The sequence below is a fragment of the Streptomyces sp. NPDC030799 genome (genome assembly GCF_055572255.1).
This window is the reverse complement of the sequence record NZ_JBVIDS010000004.1, coordinates 47334-65435: the sequence shown is the minus strand read 5'-3', so window position 1 is coordinate 65435 and position 18102 is coordinate 47334. Positions and strand designations below refer to the sequence as shown.

Annotated in this window: 13 protein-coding genes; 9 read left to right on the top strand and 4 right to left on the bottom strand. The window is 71.7% G+C overall.

Annotated elements, in window-relative coordinates; translation table 11 throughout:
* Positions 1-2 precede the first annotated feature (2 nt).
* Positions 3-2195 (top strand): 3-hydroxyacyl-CoA dehydrogenase NAD-binding domain-containing protein, encoded by a 2193-nt coding sequence (locus ACZ41I_RS11235; protein WP_468513911.1) that lies wholly within the window; start codon positions 3-5, stop codon positions 2193-2195.
* Here the strand turns inward: ACZ41I_RS11235 and ACZ41I_RS11230 are convergent.
* Positions 2181-2888, bottom strand: coding sequence for a MerR family transcriptional regulator (locus ACZ41I_RS11230; protein WP_468513910.1), 708 nt, complete (start codon positions 2886-2888; stop codon positions 2181-2183). The two genes, ACZ41I_RS11235 and ACZ41I_RS11230, sit on opposite strands and share 15 nt — an antisense overlap.
* Positions 2889-3125: 237 nt before the next feature.
* On the opposite strand from ACZ41I_RS11230, the gene ACZ41I_RS11225 reads away from it, so the two are divergent.
* Genes ACZ41I_RS11225 through ACZ41I_RS11215 form a run of 3 tightly spaced genes read left to right on the top strand, consistent with a single transcriptional unit; the run spans position 3126 to position 6037 of the window.
* Positions 3126-4592: an amino acid permease gene (locus ACZ41I_RS11225; protein WP_363217481.1), complete on the top strand. Its 1467-nt coding sequence runs from the start codon at positions 3126-3128 to the stop codon at positions 4590-4592.
* A gap of 42 nt (positions 4593-4634) precedes the next feature.
* Positions 4635-5123, top strand: coding sequence for a macro domain-containing protein (locus ACZ41I_RS11220; protein WP_399765772.1), 489 nt, complete (start codon positions 4635-4637; stop codon positions 5121-5123).
* A complete protein-coding gene (locus ACZ41I_RS11215; RefSeq protein WP_399765769.1) occupies positions 5120-6037 on the top strand; it encodes a PfkB family carbohydrate kinase in 918 nt (305 codons plus the stop codon). The genes ACZ41I_RS11220 and ACZ41I_RS11215 overlap by 4 nt, the downstream gene beginning before the upstream one ends.
* 15 nt (positions 6038-6052) lie before the next feature.
* Here ACZ41I_RS11215 and ACZ41I_RS11210 read toward each other — a convergent pair whose 3' ends face one another.
* Positions 6053-7540 carry a M1 family metallopeptidase gene (locus ACZ41I_RS11210; RefSeq protein WP_399765767.1) on the bottom strand — a complete coding sequence of 496 codons (1488 nt, stop codon included), beginning with the start codon at positions 7538-7540 and terminating at the stop codon, positions 6053-6055.
* A 187-nt stretch (positions 7541-7727) separates the two neighbouring features.
* Here ACZ41I_RS11210 and ACZ41I_RS11205 point away from each other — a divergent pair, with 187 nt between their 5' ends.
* The 3 genes from ACZ41I_RS11205 (at position 7728) to ACZ41I_RS11195 (ending at position 13012) form a co-directional block, all read left to right on the top strand.
* Positions 7728-9701, top strand: coding sequence for a Xaa-Pro dipeptidyl-peptidase (locus ACZ41I_RS11205; RefSeq protein WP_468513909.1), 1974 nt, complete (start codon positions 7728-7730; stop codon positions 9699-9701).
* Positions 9702-10270: 569 nt separating this feature from the next.
* Positions 10271-11302 (top strand): oxidoreductase, encoded by a 1032-nt coding sequence (locus ACZ41I_RS11200; protein WP_399765761.1) that lies wholly within the window; start codon positions 10271-10273, stop codon positions 11300-11302.
* Positions 11303-11371: 69 nt separating this feature from the next.
* Positions 11372-13012, top strand: coding sequence for an ABC-F family ATP-binding cassette domain-containing protein (locus ACZ41I_RS11195; RefSeq protein ID WP_399765758.1), 1641 nt, complete (start codon positions 11372-11374; stop codon positions 13010-13012).
* A gap of 84 nt (positions 13013-13096) precedes the next feature.
* On the opposite strand, the gene ACZ41I_RS11190 is transcribed toward ACZ41I_RS11195, so the two are convergent.
* Complete coding sequence (locus tag ACZ41I_RS11190) at positions 13097-15487, bottom strand: Tex family protein (RefSeq protein ID WP_468513908.1); 2391 nt, start codon at positions 15485-15487, stop codon at positions 13097-13099.
* A 220-nt stretch (positions 15488-15707) separates the two neighbouring features.
* On the opposite strand from ACZ41I_RS11190, the gene ACZ41I_RS11185 reads away from it, so the two are divergent.
* Entirely contained in the window at positions 15708-16667 is a 960-nt protein-coding gene (locus ACZ41I_RS11185; protein WP_363219384.1) for a GlxA family transcriptional regulator, read from the top strand.
* Positions 16668-16679: 12 nt separating this feature from the next.
* Positions 16680-17315: a DJ-1/PfpI family protein gene (locus ACZ41I_RS11180; protein ID WP_399765749.1), complete on the top strand. Its 636-nt coding sequence runs from the start codon at positions 16680-16682 to the stop codon at positions 17313-17315.
* Here the strand turns inward: ACZ41I_RS11180 and ACZ41I_RS11175 are convergent.
* Positions 17302-18057, bottom strand: coding sequence for an enoyl-CoA hydratase/isomerase family protein (locus ACZ41I_RS11175; protein WP_468513907.1), 756 nt, complete (start codon positions 18055-18057; stop codon positions 17302-17304). The genes ACZ41I_RS11180 and ACZ41I_RS11175 overlap by 14 nt on opposite strands.
* Between the last annotated feature and the right edge of the window lie 45 nt (positions 18058-18102).

The window sequence follows — 18102 nt, the reverse complement described above, 5'->3', positions numbered from 1 at the left end:
TCATGACCGAGAGCACCACCATCCGCTGGGAGCAGGACGACACCGGTGTCGTCACCCTCGTCCTGGACGACCCGCACCAGTCCGCGAACACCATGAACCAGGCGTTCCGGGCCTCCATCACGGCGATCGCCGCACGTGCGGAGGCCGAGCAGGACTCCATTCGCGGCATCATCTACACCTCCGCCAAGAAGACCTTCTTCGCGGGCGGCGACCTCAAGGACATGATCAAGGCCGGTCCCGAGGACGCCCAGCAGGTCTTCGACACCGCCACCGAGATCAAGAACGCGCTGCGCCGCATCGAGACCCTCGGCAAGCCGGTCGTCGCCGCCATCAACGGCGCGGCCCTGGGCGGCGGTTACGAGATCGCCCTCGCCTCCCACCACCGCATCGCCCTGGACGCCCCCGGCTCCAAGATCGGCCTGCCCGAGGTCACGCTCGGCCTGCTGCCGGCCGGCGGCGGCGTCACCCGCACGGTACGCCTGATGGGCATCACGGACGCGCTGCTGAAGGTGCTGCTGCAGGGCACCCAGTACAACCCCCGCCGCGCCCTGGAGAACGGCCTGGTCCACGAGGTGGCCGCCACTCCGGAGGAGATGCTCGCCAAGGCCCGCGCCTTCATCGACGCGCACCCCGAGTCGCACCAGCCCTGGGACGTCCCCGGCTACAAGATCCCGGGCGGCACCCCCGCCCACCCGAAGTTCGCCGCCAACCTGCCCGCCTTCCCGGCCAACCTGCGCAAGCAGACGAACGGCGCGCCCTACCCGGCGCCGCGCAACATCATGGCCGCTGCCGTCGAGGGCTCCCAGGTCGACTTCGAGACCGCGATCACCATCGAGACCCGCTACTTCACCGAGCTGGTCACCGGGCAGACCGCGAAGAACATGATCCAGGCGTTCTTCTTCGACCTCCAGGCCGTCAACTCCGGCGCGAACCGCCCCCAGGGCATCGAGCCCCGCCAGGTCCGCAAGGTCGCCGTCCTCGGCGCCGGCATGATGGGCGCCGGCATCGCCTACTCCTGCGCCCGCGCCGGCATCGAGGTCCTCCTCAAGGACGTCTCCCTGGAGGCGGCCGTCAAGGGCAGGGGCTACTCCGAGCAGCTGTGCGCCAAGGCCGTCGCCAAGGGCCGTACCAGCCAGGAGAAGGCCGACGCGCTGCTCGCCCGGATCACGCCCACCGCCGACGTGTCCGACCTCGCGGGCTGCGACGCGGTGATCGAGGCCGTCTTCGAGGACACCGCGCTCAAGCACAAGGTGTTCCAGGAGATCGAGTCCGTCGTCGCGCCCGACGCCCTGCTGTGCTCCAACACCTCCACCCTGCCCATCACCACTCTCGCCGAGGGCGTGCAGCGCCAGGCCGACTTCATCGGGCTGCACTTCTTCTCGCCGGTCGACAAGATGCCGCTGGTGGAGATCATCAAGGGGGCGCGCACCGGCGACGAGGCCCTCGCCCGCGCCTTCGATCTGGTCCGGCAGATCAACAAGACGCCGATCGTCGTGAACGACTCCCGCGGCTTCTTCACCTCCCGGGTGATCGGCCACTTCATCAACGAGGGCGTCGCCATGGTCGGCGAGGGCATCGAGCCCGCCTCCGTGGAGCAGGCCGCCGCCCAGGCCGGCTACCCGGCGAAGGTCCTGTCCCTCATGGACGAGCTGACCCTCACCCTGCCGCGCAAGATCCGCAATGAGACCAGGCGGGCCGTGGAGGAGGCGGGCGGCACCTGGACCGCGCACCCGGCGGAGGCGGTCATCGACCGCATGGTCGACGAGTTCGGCCGCACCGGCCGCAGCGGCGGCGCCGGTTTCTACGACTACACCGAGGACGGCAAGCGGGCCGGACTCTGGCCGGGCCTGCGCGAGCACTTCACCAAGCCCGGGTACGAGATCCCCTTCCGGGACATGCAGGAGCGGATGCTCTTCTCCGAGGCGCTCGACACCGTGCGCCTCCTCGAAGAGGGCGTCCTGACCTCGGTCGCCGACGCCAACATCGGCTCGATCCTCGGCATCGGCTTCCCGGGCTGGACCGGCGGTGTGCTCCAGTACATCAACGGCTACGAAGGGGGCCTGCCCGGATTCGTGGCACGCGCGCGTGAACTGGCCGAGCGCTACGGAGAGCGGTTCACCCCGCCCGCGCTGCTCGTCGAGAAGGCGGAGAAGGACGGGAAGGGGGAGCCGTTCAGCGACTCAGTCCGTTCCTGACCCGGTGACCCACTCGCTCAGCTCTTCCCGCAGCGAGCGCTGGAACGTCGTCAGCAGCGCCTGCACCACCAGAGGGTGCATGTGCGCCGACAGGGACCTCACGTCCTGGGCGTCACGCTCCGCCACCTCGCCGCGGAAGAGCTGGGAGAGTTCGTGAGCCGCGGCGCGCGAGTGCTCGATGAGCACCTTGCGCGCCGCGAGGATCGCCTCGTGCGACAGCGGTACGTCGAGGAGCTGCACGCCGAGCCGGAGCAGCCCCGAGTCCACCCGGAAGGCGTCACCCTCCACCTCCGTGACGACGTTCATCGCCGCCAGCCGCTCCACGTCCTCGGCGGCGAGTGGCCGGCCCGCCCGCCGTTCCAGCTCCCGCCGCGACACCGTGTCCACCGCGTCCGGCGCCCAGGACGCCACCACCGCCCGGTGAATGGCCAGGTCGTGCGGGGTGAGGTCGTCCGGCAGCTGCTTCAGGTACCGCTCGATGGCCGACAGGGTCATGCCCTGCTGCTGCAGCTCCTCGATGAGGGCCAGCCGCGCCACGTGGTCCGGCCCGTAGTGCCCCACCCGGCGCGGGCCGATCACCGGCGGCGGCAGCAGGCCCTTGCTGCCGTAGAAGCGCACGGTGCGGACCGTGACGCCCGCCCGGGCGGCCAGCTCGTCGATGGTGAGGGGCGTCTCCCCGGCATCGGTCGTCATGTGCAGCAGTATCGCTGTCTCACCGAAGGTGTGAAACCTCGGGTGAACGTCCGGTGAAGCCCGAGTTGATCGTGTGAGAAGTAACGCTCTGTGATGTAGGCCACCGCGTACCGGTGGATCCTTCTGGGAAGCTGCTGCCTTGGTTTGTGCCGCGACTCATCAGGTCGGCGCGGGCCAAGCCCTGCACGTCCCCCGTGGCCCACGAGGTCCGGGCGCACCAGGAAAGTGGTACCACCCGTGAGCAAGGACGCCGTGGACACGGCACAGGCCGTTGCCCCTGCCCAGGCGGCCGCGACGCCCGCGGACGCGGGCGACGCCGGTTACAGCAAGGACCTCAAGGCCCGCCACGTCAACATGATCGCCATCGGTGGCGCCATCGGCACCGGACTCCTCCTGGGCGCCGGCGGCCGACTGCACAACGCCGGTCCGGCCCTCGCCCTGGCCTACCTGGTCTGCGGCGTCTTCGCCTTCTTCGTCGTCCGGGCCCTGGGCGAGCTGGTCCTGTACCGGCCGTCCTCCGGGTCCTTCGTGTCGTACGCGCGCGAGTTCCTCGGCGAGAAGGGCGCGTACGTCGCCGGCTGGATGTACTTCCTGAACTGGTCGACGACCGGCATCGCCGACATCACCGCGATCGCGCTCTACACGCACTACTGGAGCATGTTCACCAGCATCCCCCAGTGGGTGCTCGCCCTGATCGCCCTCGCGGTGGTCCTCGCCGTGAACCTGATCTCGGTGAAGATCTTCGGCGAGATGGAGTTCTGGTTCGCGATCATCAAGGTCGCCACCATCGTCGGCTTCATGCTGATCAGCATTTTCCTGCTCGCCACCCAGCACAAGGTCGGCGGCCACACCCCCGGCCTGAGCGTGATCACCGACAACGGTGGTGTCTTCCCGCACGGCGCGATGCCGGTCGTCCTGGTCATGCAGGGCGTGATCTTCGCCTACGCGGCCCTGGAGCTGGTCGGTGTCGCCGCCGGCGAGACCGCCGAGCCGGAGAAGGTCGTCCCGCGCGCGGTGAACTCGATCATGTGGCGGGTCGGCCTGTTCTACGTCGGCTCGGTCGTGCTGCTCGCCCTGCTGCTGCCCGGCTCGGTGTACTCCGCCGACCAGAGCCCGTTCGTGACCGTGCTGTCCAAGATCGGTGTTCCGGCCGCCGGGGATGTGATGAACCTGGTCGTGCTGACCGCGGCCATGTCCTCGCTGAACTCGGGCCTGTACTCCACCGGCCGCATCCTGCGCTCCATGGCCATGGCGGGCTCCGCCCCGAAGTTCACCGCGCGCATGAACCGCAGCCAGGTGCCCTACGGCGGCATCCTGCTGACCTGCGCGGTCTGTGTGCTCGGCGTCGGCCTGAACTACCTGGTGCCCAGCCAGGCCTTCGAGATCGTGCTGAACGTCGCCTCCCTCGGCATCATCAGCACCTGGGTGATCATCATGGTCTGCCACATGATCTTCGTCCGCCGTGCCCGCGAGGGCCTGGTGACCCGGCCGCGCTTCCAGCTGAAGTTCAGCCCCGTCACCGAGATCGCCACGATCGCCTTCCTGCTGGTCTGCCTCGGCATGATGTGGAACGACCCCGACGTGGGCCGCAAGACCATCCTGCTGATCCCGGTGATCGCCCTCATGCTGGTCGCCGGCTGGTTCGGCGTGCGCCGCCGGGTGTCGCAGAACACCGATCAGGAGCTCTCCCAGCTGACGAAGTAGCAGCTCAGAGCCACTGTCAGTGGCATCGCCTACGGTGGCGTCATGTCGGAGATCACATATGTCCGAGGTGACGCCACCGTGCCGTCGGTGAGGGGCGCCAAGGTGATCGCCCACGTCTGCAACGACATCGGCGGGTGGGGGAAGGGCTTCGTGCTCGCGCTCTCGCGCCGCTGGCCGGAGCCGGAGGCGGCATACCGCGCCTGGCACCGCGACCGCGCGAAGAACGACTTCGCACTGGGCGCGGTCCAGCTGGTCCGGGTCGAACCGTACGTGTGGGTGGCCAACATGATCGGCCAGCGCGGTGTCAGGAGGGGGAGCAAGGGCGTCCCCGTCCGCTACGAGGCGATCGACAGCGCCCTCGCCCGTCTCGCCGGTGAAGTGATCGGACTCGGCGCGTCCGTGCACATGCCCCGCATAGGCTGCGGCCTGGCGGGCGGCACCTGGTCCCGCGTAGAGCCGCTGATCACCGAGCGGCTGGCGAAGCGGGGGATCAGCGTGACGGTGTACGACCACGGGGAGAGCGGCGGATGAACTCACAGGCCGGTGCGACGGACGTCCTGGTGCTGGGCGGAGCGGGCGTGGACACGATCATCCATGTTCCCGAACTGCCCCTCCCGTACGCCGACAGCTACATGATCGACACCGGGATCCGCACCCGCGCCGGACAGACCGGTGACTTCGTCGCGCTGGGCCTCGCCGCCCTCGGCCTGCGCACCCACCACCTCGACCTGCTCGGCGACGACCCCGAGGGCGACCTCGTGCGCGCCCTGCACCGCGAGCACGGCATCGGGCTGACCGCGCTCCCGCAGCCCGCCGGCACCAAGCGCGCGGTGAACCTCGTCGGCCCGGACGGCCGCCGCCTGTCCCTCTACGACACCAGCCGTGCCCGCCCCGGCGACCGCTTCCCCGCGGACCTGCTGCGCGGGCTGGCCGGGGCGAGCCGGCATGTGCACGTGACCATCACCCAGCCGTGCGGCGACGCGCTGCCGGTGCTCCGCGAGACGGGCCTGCCGCTCTCGACGGACCTGCACGACTGGGACGGCGAGAACCCGTACCACGAGCCGTTCGCCCACGCCGCCGACGTCGTCTTCCTTTCGGCCGCCGCCCTCGCCGACCCCGAGCGGACGATGCGGCGCATCGCCGAGCGGGGCCGGGCCGAGGTCGTGGTCGCCACCGCCGGTGCCGAGGGCGCCCATCTGCTCGCCGACGGCGAGCTCGTCCGGGTGCCCCCGGTGCGGCCGCCCGCGCCGGTGGTGGACTCCAACGGCGCGGGTGACGCCTTCGCCGCCGCGTTCCTCTACGGCCGCCTCAGCGGCGAGCCGCCCCACCGATGCGCCCGCTACGGGGCGATCGCCGGGGCGTACGCCTGCACGGTCCCGGCCTCCCGCGCGAAGGCGCTGGGCCGGGAGGAGCTGCTGAAGCGGGCGGCCGAGCCGAGACCGTAGCGGGCCGTGCCCCGGTCAGTGCCCGTGGCCGCCGTGCGCCGCCTCGATCTTCTTCCACGACTTCGGCCGGGCCACCGTGGCCGCCTTCGTCGCCAGCGACCGAGCGGCGGGTGCGGCCGGCTTCGACGGCTGGAACAGCCAGGTGTCGAACAGCGCCGCGAGGGGCTTGCCGGACACCTGCTCGGCATACTTCTGGAAGTCGGCCACCGAGGCGTTGCCGTACGCGTGCTCCTGCGGCCAGCCCTTCAGGATGCGGAAGAACACGTCGTCGCCGACCTCGCCCCGCAGCGCCTGGAGGGCGAGGGCACCCCGGTCGTAGACGGCGGCGTCGAACTGGTTGTCCGGACCCGGGTCACCGGGCTTGACGGTCCAGAAGGCGTCGTCGGCCGGGTGGGAGGCGTACACGTAGTCGGCGAGCTGCTGCGCGGTGCCCTCGCCCTCGTGCTCGGACCACAGCCACTGCGCGTACGTCGCGAAGCCCTCGTTGAGCCAGATGTCCTTCCAGCCCTTCAGCGACACGTCGTCGCCGTACCACTGGTGGGCCAGCTCGTGCACGACCACCGAGGCGTTGGAGCCCTTCGCGAACTGCTTCGGGCTGTAGTAGACGCGGGTCTGGGTCTCCAGCGCGTACCCGGTCGTGGTGTTCGGCACGTACCCGCCGACCGAACCGAACGGATACGGCCCGAAGTAGCCGCTCAGCCAGTCGACGATCTCGCCGGTGCGCTCCACGCTCGCGCGCGCGGCCCCGTCGTTGTCGCCGAGGTCCTTGCTGTAGGCGTTGACGACCGGCACCCCGCCCTCGGACGTACCGGTGGTGATGTCGAACCGGCCGACGGCGAGCGTGGCCAGATAGGTCGCCTGCGGCTTGTTCTCCCGCCAGCTGTAGCGGGTCCAGCCCAGCTTCGAACTCGTCGACTGCAGCGTGCCGTTGGAGATGGCCTGGGTGCCGTCCGGCACGGCCACCGACACGTCGTAGGTGGCCTTGTCGCTCGGATGGTCGTTGCTCGGGAACCACCACCAGGCGGCCTCGGGCTCGTCGGCGGCGACCGCGCCGTCCGGCGTGCGGTGCCAGGCGTTGAAGCCGTAGGCGGTCTTCGTGGACGGTACCCCGCTGTAGCGGACGACGACCGTGATCGGCGTGCCCTTGGCCAGTGGCGTCTTCGGCGTGACGACCAGCTCGTGCTGCCCGGAGGCGGTGAAGGCGGCCTTGGCGCCGTTGACCCGCACCTCGCTCACGTCCAGCAGGAAGTCCAGGTCGAAGCTGGACAGATCCTGCGTGGTCTTCGCCAGGATCGTCGCCGTGCCCTGCAACTCGTCGGTCTTCGGCTGATACTGCAGCCTCAGGTCGTAGTGCGAGACGTCGTAGCCGCCGTTGCCGTAGTCGGGGTAGTAGGGGTCGCCGATGCCCGGCGCGCCGGGGGAGTGGCTCGCGGCCGATGCCGGGATCGCCAGCAGGAGGGAGGCCGCCGCGAGTGCGCCCGGCGCGATGATTCTGCGGTGCACGTCAGCTCCAAGTCTTCAGGACGGTAAGTCCGTTCGGAGAACTCTGTTCGCAGCCTATTCAGTCCCTGTGGCCCCTGACCTGTCCACGGGCCCTGCTGTCACACGATCGCCATTCAGCCGTCATGCGACACGCGAGGCACCGTAAATCGCACTTCTGCCAGGGAGTTGACCGGAGTACCGTCCGCGCATGCCACTTCGTACGCCGATGAGAACGCGCTTCACGACCTGGAGAACGCTCGCCACCGCGGTCGCCGCCATCCTGACGGCCGCCTTCCTCACCCCGGTCGCCGCACAGGCCGCCACCGGCGCGGGCCCGGCCGGCCGCGAGAGCCGGCCCGTCTACTCCTACGCCCATGCCATCCGCGAGGCCGTGTGGGTGGACACCGGCCTCGACGGGGACGGAGACGGGAAGACCGACCGCGTCGCCGCCGACATCGTCCGGCCCGCCGAACCCGCCCGCCAGGGCCGCAAGGTGCCCGTCATCATGGACGCCAGCCCCTACTACTCCTGCTGCGGTCGCGGCAACGAGAGCCAGAAGAAGACGTACGACGCACAGGGCCACGTCGTCCAGATGCCGCTCTTCTACGACAACTACTTCGTGCCCCGCGGCTACGCCTTCATCGGCGTCGACCTCGCCGGCACCAACCGCTCCGACGGCTGCGTCGACACCGGCGGCCGCTCCGACGTCCAGTCCGCGAAGGCCGTCATCGACTGGCTGAACGGCCGCGCCACGGCCTACACCACCCGGACCGGGGGCAGAACCGTCAAAGCCGCCTGGACGAACGGCAGGACCGGCATGATCGGCAAGAGCTGGGACGCCACGATCGCCAACGGCGTCGCCGCCACCGGCGTCAAGGGCCTGAAGACGATCGTCCCGATCAGCGGTATCTCCTCCTGGTACGACTACTACTTCGCACAGGGCGCCCCCCTGTACGACGGCGGCCCCGACGAACTGGCCGGCTACGTCGAGAGCGACGCGGCGCACGCCCACTGCGCGGCCGTACAGAAGAAACTCGCCGACGGCAGCCCGCGCAGCGGCGACTGGACCGGGCTGTGGACCGAGCGGGACTACGTCAAGGACGCGGCCAAGGTGCGCGCCAGCGTGTTCCTGGTGCACGGCATGCAGGACCTCAACGTCCGCACCAAGCACTTCGGCCAGTGGTGGGACGCCCTCGCGAAGCGCGGTGTGCAGCGCAAGATCTGGCTGTCCCAGACCGGGCACGTCGACCCCTTCGACTACCGGCGCGGCGCCTGGGTAGACACCCTGCACCGCTGGTTCGACCACGCACTCCTCGGCTACGACAACGGCATCGACCGCGAGCCGATGGCCGACATCGAACGCCACCCCGACCAGTGGGTCACCTCCCGCGTCTGGCCCCCGCGGACCACCCGCGCCACCGTCCTGCACCCGGCGCCCGGCACCCGGGCCGGCGTCGGCACGCTCGGCCTGCGCCCGGCCACCGGCACGGAGAGCTTCACCGACGACCCGAAGCTGAGCGAGACCGACTGGGCCGCCCACCTGACCACGCCCACGGCCGAGAAGACCGGCTTCCTCACCGCGCCGCTCAGCCATGACCTGCGGCTGTCCGGTTCGTCCGCGGTGACCGTGACCGCGACGCCCACCACCACCTCGGCCCACCTGTCCGCCGTCCTGGTCGACCTCGGCCCGGACACGATCCGCGACTACGCGGACGCGGCCGAGGGCATCACCACGCTCACCGACCGCACCTGCTGGGGCGCGAGCACGGCCGGGGACAGCGCCTGCTTCAAGGAGACGGCGGCCAGGACGGCCAAGGTCGACTACACGGTTTTCAGCCGCGGCTGGGCCGACCTCGGCCACTACGCCTCCCTCGCCAAGGGCGTCCCGCTCACCCCGGGCAAGGCGTACACGATGACTCTGCGTCTCGCGGCCACGGACCACGTCGTCGCCGAGGGCCACCGCCTCGCCCTGATCATCGCGGGCACGGACAAGGACCTGATCGACCCGCCGTCGACGAAGCCGGCCCTCACGGTGTCCCTGTCCGGTACGACGGCCAGTCTCCCGCTGGTCGGCGGCGCGGCGGCGTTCGCCCGGGCCACATCCGGCACGGCCGCTGTCCACGCGCCGAGTACCCTGAAGGGGGTCCAGCCGCCCCGCGCGGTCCCGCACCTCCCGGCATAGTCGCCGCACGGCCGGTACAGGTGCCCTCTCAGGCGGCCGGGAACGCCAACCCGGCCGCCTCCCGCGGGCACCCCGTGCCCCCCTCACCCCGGCCGCCTCCCGTGCCACCCCTCAATTGGCCCCGCCGTGCGCGTAGTCGTGCGCGTAGTCGTGCGCCAGAACTCCACCACACCGCCCGCCTCGGCGAGCCGCTCGGGCAGCCACCCCGGACACACCGGCAGCCGCGCCGCGAGAGCACCGGACATGGCCCGCGGTCCCGGCACCCGGCCCGCCACGTGCCCGGTTCGTCCAGGCGCATCCCCAGGTGTACGCCGTCGAGCAGGCGTACGCCCGGCTCCTCCGGCCGCCCCGCGGGCTCCTCGTACACGGTGCGGGACTCCGGCGCCCAGGCTCCGGCCCACCGGGCGGGCTGAATGCGGTACGGCCACCACAGGCCGCCGGCGACCGACGAGGCCGTACGCTCGCAGCATGCCGAGGGCGACGGGCGCCGGCCACCAGGCGCACGGCCCGGTCCGGCCGACTCCGGCATGCTGTGCTCACACCCGTGCGGGTGTGGGGATACTCACAGCATGTCTGCCGCATACGCGACCTTCGGCCTGGCACCGGCGATCCGCGCCGGCGGTGTGCTCGCCGACGGCGGCTACCAGGTGCACCGCGACTTCGTGGACTTCGTCGTGGACGGACGCCCGCTGCTGTTCCGGCTGTCCGACCTCGACGCCGTCTCCCCGCTCGCCTCGGACGTACCCCCCGCCATCTTCACCGAGCAGGTGCGCGCCCTGCTCCTGGAGGCCGAACCACCGCTCCCGGACGGCCGGTTCGTCATCTACGGCTGTCCCGAGTGCGCGGATCTGGGCTGCGGAGCGGTCACCGCCGTCATCGAGCGCGACGGCGAGGACTACATCTGGCGGGACTTCGCCTGGCAGACGGACGAGCATGCCGATCTGGAGCTCAACGGCTACCACGGCATAGGGCCGTTCCGCTTCCACGGCGCCGAGTACCGCGCGGCACTGGGCGCCCTGATGGACGGCTCCGCCACACCCCGCCGCCGGGTGCTGCTGATCGGCGCCCGGGTCGCGGTGCCGGCCAGGCTGGCCGCCGCGCTGCGCACCATCGGCATCGGCGCCGACATCACCCAGGACGCCCGGGCCGTCCCCGCCGAGGAACTGCGCGGCTACGGCGCGGTCGCCTTCGGCCGCGCGGTCGGTGAGGCCGAGAAAGCCGCCGTACTGGAGGCCTTCGAGCGCGCCGGGGTCGACATCGCCCGCGTGGACGGTCTGGCGCCGATCGTGCCGCTGCTCGTCGCGCAGATCGAGCACGCCCTGGACCGCAGCCCGCTGCCCCAGCGCCGGCTCACCGGGCTCACGGCCGACCAAAGCACCGCGGAGGTCGAGGTGACCTCCGCGTGCCGGGTGCGGATCACCGCCTACCGGCTCGACCGGCTCCACCGCACCCGCACCCGCGAGGTGTTCGACGGCGTCCTCGAACCCGGCCGGCACCGCGTCCCCCTCGACCCGAAGGCGGTCAAGGGGGAGGCGTTCGTCGTCGCCCGCACGACGGGAGGTGTGCTCACGGCACCGGTCGCGGGCGCGAGCCGGGGCTGAGGTGCGGCGCCGGGCCCACCGGAAACACGGCGGGGACGGGGGTGCCCGCCCATTAGGATCGGCTTCCTGATGACTGCCACCCTCGTCGCCAAGAACCTCGCCGCCGGCCACGGCGACCGCTCCCTCTTCTCCGGGCTGGACCTCGTCGTCGCGCCCGGCGACGTGATCGGTCTCGTGGGCGCCAACGGCGCGGGCAAGTCCACCCTGCTGAAGCTGCTCGCCGGTCTCACCGCACCCGAACAGGGCGAACTCAGGCTGTCCCCGCCGACCGCCACCGTCGGCCATCTGCCGCAGGAGCCGGAGCGCAGGCCGGGGGAGACCGTCCGGGAGTTCCTGGCCCGTCGTACGGGTGTCGCCGAGGCCCAGCGGGTCATGGACGAAGCCACTCAGGAACTCGTGGACGGGGCACCCGGCGCCGACGACGCCTACGCCACGGCCCTGGAGCGCTGGCTGGGCCTCGGCGGCGCCGACCTGGAGGAGCGCGCCGAGGAAGTCGCCGACTCCCTCGGCCTCGCCGTCGGCCTGGACCAGCCGATGACGTCCCTGTCCGGCGGCCAGGCGGCCCGCGCCGGCCTCGCCTCCCTGCTGCTGTCCCGCTACGACGTCTTCCTCCTCGACGAGCCCACCAACGACCTCGACCTCGACGGCCTCGAACGCCTGGAACGCTTCGTCACCGGCCTGCGCGCCGGCACGGTCGTCGTCAGCCACGACCGCGAGTTCCTCACCCGCACGGTCACCAAGGTGCTCGAACTGGACCTCGCCCAGCGGCAGATCAACCTCTACGGCGGCGGCTACGAGGCCTACCTGGAGGAACGCGAGGTCTCCCGCCGGCACGCCCGCGATGACTACGAGGAGTACGCCGACAAGAAGGCCGCCCTCCAGGACCGCGCCCAGATGCAGCGGTCCTGGATGGACAAGGGCGTGAAGAACGCCCGGCGCAAGGCGGGCAACGACAACGACAAGATCGGCCGCAAGTTCCGCAGCGAGGCCAGCGAGAAGCAGGCCGCCAAGGCACGCCAGACGCAGCGCATGATCGAGCGCCTGGAGGTGGTCGAGGAGCCGCGCAAGGAGTGGGAACTGCGCATGGAGATCGCCTCCGCCCCGCGCTCCGGTGCGGTGGTGGCGACCCTGCGCGACGCCGAGGTACGGCGCGGCGACTACACCTTCGGCCCGGTGTCCCTGCAGATCGACTGGGCGGACCGGGTCGCGGTCACCGGGGCCAACGGCGCCGGCAAGTCGACCCTGCTCGGTGCGCTGCTGGGCCGCGTCCCGCTCGATTCCGGGCATGCCGCGCTCGGCTCCGGCGTCCTGGTCGGCGAGGTCGACCAGGCCCGCAAGCTGTTCCACGGCCCCGAGTCCCTGCTGGACGCGTTCTGCGCGGCCGTCCCCGACACCGAACCGGTCGAGGTGCGCACCCTGCTCGCCAAGTTCGGCCTGAAGTCCGGCCATGTGCTGCGTCCGGCCGCGACCCTCTCCCCGGGCGAACGCACCCGCGCCGCCCTGGCCCTCCTCCAGGGCCGGGGCGTCAACCTCCTCGTCCTGGACGAGCCGACGAACCACCTCGACCTGCCCGCCATCGAGCAACTGGAACAGGCCCTCGACACCTACGAGGGCACCCTGCTCCTGGTCACCCACGACCGCCGCATGCTGGACGCGGTCCGGGTGACCCGCCGCCTGGAGGTGGCGGACGGCAAGGTGACCGAGCGGTAGCGCTCCGCTCGGGGGCGCCGGGTCGGCAGGGGTGAAGCGGGCCCCGGGGCTCCGCCCCGGGGCCGCGGCCGAAGCCCCGCAGGGTCAGCGCTTCTTCGGGTCCAGCAGCCCCGCCCGGCGCAACGCGTCCGCCATCGCGCTGTTGGCCGGTGCGGGGGCCTGACGGCCACCCCGGTCAGCGCCCCGGCCCTGCCGCTGGCCCTGTCCGCCGCCCTGCCGCTGCTGCGGCGGACGGGGGCCGCCACCGCCGCGCTGCTGGCGGCCACCGCCCTGCCCCTGTGGCGCCGCCTCGTCGTCCAGGCGCAGGGTCAGCGCGATCCGCTTGCGCGGGATGTCCACGTCGAGGACCTTCACCTTGACGATGTCACCGGGCTTGACGACATCGCGCGGGTCCTTGACGAACGTCCGGGACATCGCCGAGACATGCACCAGGCCGTCCTGGTGGACGCCGACGTCCACGAACGCGCCGAACGCGGCCACGTTCGTCACCACGCCCTCCAGGACCATCCCGGCGGACAGGTCGGAGATCTTCTCCACGCCCTCCTTGAAGGTGGCCGTCCTGAACGCGGGACGCGGGTCGCGGCCCGGCTTCTCCAGCTCCTTCAGGATGTCCGTGACCGTCGGCAGACCGAAGGTGTCGTCCACGAAGTCGGCGGGCTTCAGCGAGCGCAGCACCGCCGTGTTGCCGATGAGGGAAGCCACCTGCCGGCCGGTGGTCTTCACCATGCGGCGCACCACCGGGTAGGCCTCGGGGTGCACACTGGAGGCGTCCAGCGGGTCGGCGCCGTCGCGGATGCGCAGGAAGCCCGCGCACTGCTCGTACGCCTTGGGACCGAGCCGGGCCACCTTCTTCAGTTCGGAACGGGACGTGAACGGGCCGTTGGCGTCCCGGTGCGCCACGATGTTCTCGGCGAGGCCGGACGAGATGCCCGACACGCGCGAAAGCAGCGGTACGGACGCGGTGTTGACGTCGACGCCGACGCCGTTCACACAGTCCTCGACGACCGCGTCCAGCGAGCGGGACAGCTTCACCTCGGACAGGTCGTGCTGGTACTGGCCGACGCCGATGGACTTCGGGTCGATCTTCACCAACTCGGCCAGCGGGTCCTGCAGCCGCCGGGCGATGGACACCGCGCCGCGCAGCGACACGTCCATGTCGGGCAGCTCCCGCGAGGCGTACTGGGACGCCGAGTACACCGACGCGCCCGCCTCGGACACCATCACCTTGGTGAGCTTCAACTCCGGGTGCTTGGCGATCAGTTCACCGGCGAGCTTGTCGGTCTCGCGGGACGCGGTGCCGTTGCCGATCGCGACCAGCTCGACCGCGTGCTCCTTGGCGAGCCGGGCCAGCTTGGCGAGGGCCTCGTCCCACTTGTTGGCCGGGACATGGGGGTAGATCACGTCCGTGGCGACGACCTTGCCGGTCGCGTCGACCACGGCGACCTTCACGCCCGTACGGAAACCGGGGTCCAGGCCCAGCGTCGCGCGGGTGCCCGCCGGAGCGGCCAGCAGCAGGTCGCGCAGGTTCGCGGCGAAGACGTTCACCGCCTCGTCCTCGGCGGCCGTACGCAGCCTGAGGCGCAGGTCGATGCCGAGGTGGACGAGGAGACGGGTGCGCCAGGCCCAGCGGACCGTGTCCGTCAGCCACTTGTCGGCGGGCCGGCCCCGGTCGGCGATCCCGAACCGGTGCGCGACGATGCCCTCGTACGACGAAGGCCCGTCCGTGGGCTCCTCCGGCTCCAGGACGAGGTCCAGGACCTCCTCCTTCTCGCCGCGCAGCATCGCCAGGATCCGGTGCGAGGGCAGCTCGGTGAACGGCTCGGCGAAGTCGAAGTAGTCGGCGAACTTGGCGCCCGCCTCCTCCTTGCCCTCGCGGACCTTCGCGGCCAGCCGTCCGCGCACCCACATGCGCTCGCGCAGCTCGCCGATCAGGTCGGCGTCCTCCGAGAACCGCTCGGTGAGGATCGCCCGCGCGCCGTCCAGGGCGGCCTGCGGATCGGCGACCCCCTTGTCGGCGTCCACGAACGCGGCGGCGGCCGCCAGCGGCTCCACCGTCGGGTCGCCCAGCAGGCCCTCCGCCAGCGGCTCCAGGCCGGCCTCGCGCGCGATCTGCGCCTTGGTGCGCCGCTTGGGCTTGTACGGCAGGTAGATGTCCTCCAGCCGCGCCTTGGTCTCGGCGCCGCGGATGCGGGCCTCCAGCTCGTCGGTGAGCTTGCCCTGCTCGCGCACCGACTCCAGGATCGCCGCCCGCCGCTCCTCCAGCTCCCGCAGGTAGCGCAGCCGCTCCTCGATCGTGCGCAGCTGCGCATCGTCGAGCATCTCGGTCGCTTCCTTGCGGTAGCGGGCGATGAAGGGCACCGTCGAACCGCCGTCGAGCAGTTCCACCGCGGCCTTCACCTGCCGCTCCCGTACGCCGAGCTCCTCGGCGATCCTGCCTTCGATGGATCCCGCTCCGATGGATCCGGGTGTCGTCACGATCCCGTACCGCCTTCTCCACTGAGGTTGCGCGGCAATTGTGGCAGGTGACACCGACAACCGGGGATCAGGGCGGTGCGTGGCGGGCCGCCGGCGCCAGGTTCAGGCACGGCCCCCGTGCGCGGCCTTCGGGTACCTCACCGATCCGCCCTCATCCGTGGCAGGAAAGGTGGGAATCATGTCATTGCGGCCACGGGCCGGGCGGCGAAGAATCGACGGCATGGCGCAGCGAACCCTCCTCTTCGTCCTCTTCGACGGTGTGCAGAGCCTCGACGTCACCGGTCCGCTGGAGGTGTTCGCCGGTGCGGAGAACCACACACCGGGCACCTACCGGCTCCGTACCGCCTCCCTGGACGGCGGCCCGGTGCGCACCTCCAGCGGCCTGACCCTCGTACCGGACGAGGCGCTGGCCACCGCCGCCGACCCGCACACCCTGCTGGTCCCCGGCGGCCAGGGCACCCGCGCCCCCGATCCGCGGCTGATCGAGTGGCTGCGCGTCCGCGGCCCGCGCGCCCCCCGCCTGGTCTCGGTGTGCACGGGCGCCGTCCTGCTCGCCGCCGCCGGACTCCTCGACGGCCGCCGGGCGACGACCCACTGGGCGTACTGCGACAAGCTCGCCCACGACCACCCGGCCGTCGCCGTGGACCCGGAGCCCATCTACGTCCGGGACGGGGACGTCGCCACCTCGGCCGGCGTGACCTCCGGCATCGACCTGGCCCTCGCCCTGGTCGAGGAGGACCTGGACCGGGACGTCGCGCTCGCCGTCGCCCGGCACCTGGTGGTCTTTCTGCGCCGGCCCGGCAACCAGGCCCAGTTCAGCGCCCAGCTCGCCGCCCAGACCGCCCAGCGCGCACCGCTGCGCGAGGTCCAGCGGTGGATCACCGAGCACCCGGCCGGCGACCTCACGGTCGAGTCGCTCGCCGCCAGAGCCCGGCTGTCACCGCGCCACTTTTCGCGCGCCTTCCGCGAGGAGACCGGCATGACACCCGGCCGCTACGTCGACCGGGTCCGCCTGGAACACGCCCGCCGCCTGCTGGAGGACACCGCCGACGGCATCGAGGAGGTCGCCCGCGCCAGCGGCTACGGCACCCCCGAGGCGATGCGCCGCGCCTTCGTCAAGGCCCTCGGTACGGCCCCGGCCGAGTACCGCCGCCGGTTCCGGCCCGCCACCACCCACTGAAAGGACAAGCCCATGCAGATCGCCCTGGTCGTCTACGACCGCTTCACCGCCCTGGACGTCGTCGGGCCCTACGAGATCCTCAGCCGGCTCCCGGACGCGGACCTCACCTTCGTCGCCGAACGGCCCGGCCCCGTACGCACCGATACCGGCTTTCTCGCCCTCACCGCCGACAAGGCCCTCGACGAGGTGCCCCGTCCCGACCTCCTGGTGGTCTCGGGCGGGCCCGGCACCATGGCCCAGCTGGAGAACCCGGCCCTGCTGGACTGGCTGCGCACGGCGGACGCGACGAGTACGTGGACGACCTCGGTCTGCTCGGGCTCGCTGCTGCTCGCCGCCGCGGGCCTGCTGCGCGACCGCCGGGCGACCAGCCACTGGGCCGCGCTGGACCTGCTGAAGGAGTTCGGCGCGGAACCGACGGGCGAGCGGGTCGTGACCGACGGCAAGTACGTCACCGCCGCCGGGGTCTCCTCCGGCATCGACATGGCGCTCACCCTGACCGGGCGGATCGCGGGCGACGAACACGCCCAGGCCGTCCAACTGCTGACCGAGTACGACCCCCGGCCGCCGTACGACGCCGGTTCCCCGCAGAAGGCCCCCGCGCACCTCGTCGAGGAACTGCGCGCGGGCAGCCGGTTCAGCCTGACGTAGACACGCTCCAGGTGAAGCGCGGCCGCCTGCGCTCCAGGAACGCGGCGACGCCCTCCGCGGTGTCGCCGCTGCCGCGTGCCTGCTCCGCCCAGTGGGCGTCCCGGTCCGTCCTGCCGTTCGCGAACTCCTTCGCTGCGGCCTGGGTGAGCTGCGAGCGGGAGGCCAGGATCCCGGTCAACTCGGCGACGCGCTTGTCCAGTTCGCCCTCCGGAAGCACCTCGTCCACCAGCCCGGTGGTCAGCGCCCGCCCGGCGTCGATCAACTCGGCAGTGAACAACAGGTACTTGGCCGCGGCGGGACCCACCAACGACACCAGCCGGCGGGTCGAGGAGGCCGGATAGACGATGCCGAGCCGCGCCGGTGTCACCCCGAACAGGGCGCCCTCCTGAGCCAGCCGCAGATCGCAGGCCGCCGCCAGCTGTGCCCCACCCCCCACGCAGTGCCCGCGTACGGCGGCCACGGTCGGCTTGGGGAACGCGGCGAGCGCCTCCTCGGCCGCCACGGCGAGTCCCTGGGCCTCCTCGGGTGTCTCCTGGAGCGTGGAGATGTCCGCACCCGCACAGAAGGTTCCGCCTTCCCCGGTGAGCACCAGCGCCCGTACGCCGGGGTCGTGCGCCAGGCCGTCCAGCAGCGGCGGCAGCGACCGCCACATCGTGGCGGTCATGGCGTTGCGCTTGGCCGGGTTGCGGATGACGACGGTGGCGACGGCGCCTTCGACACGGTGCGACAGCTGGGGCTCCATGCGCCGGATGCTATCGGGGGCCGACTTCGCGCAGGGTGCCTCACC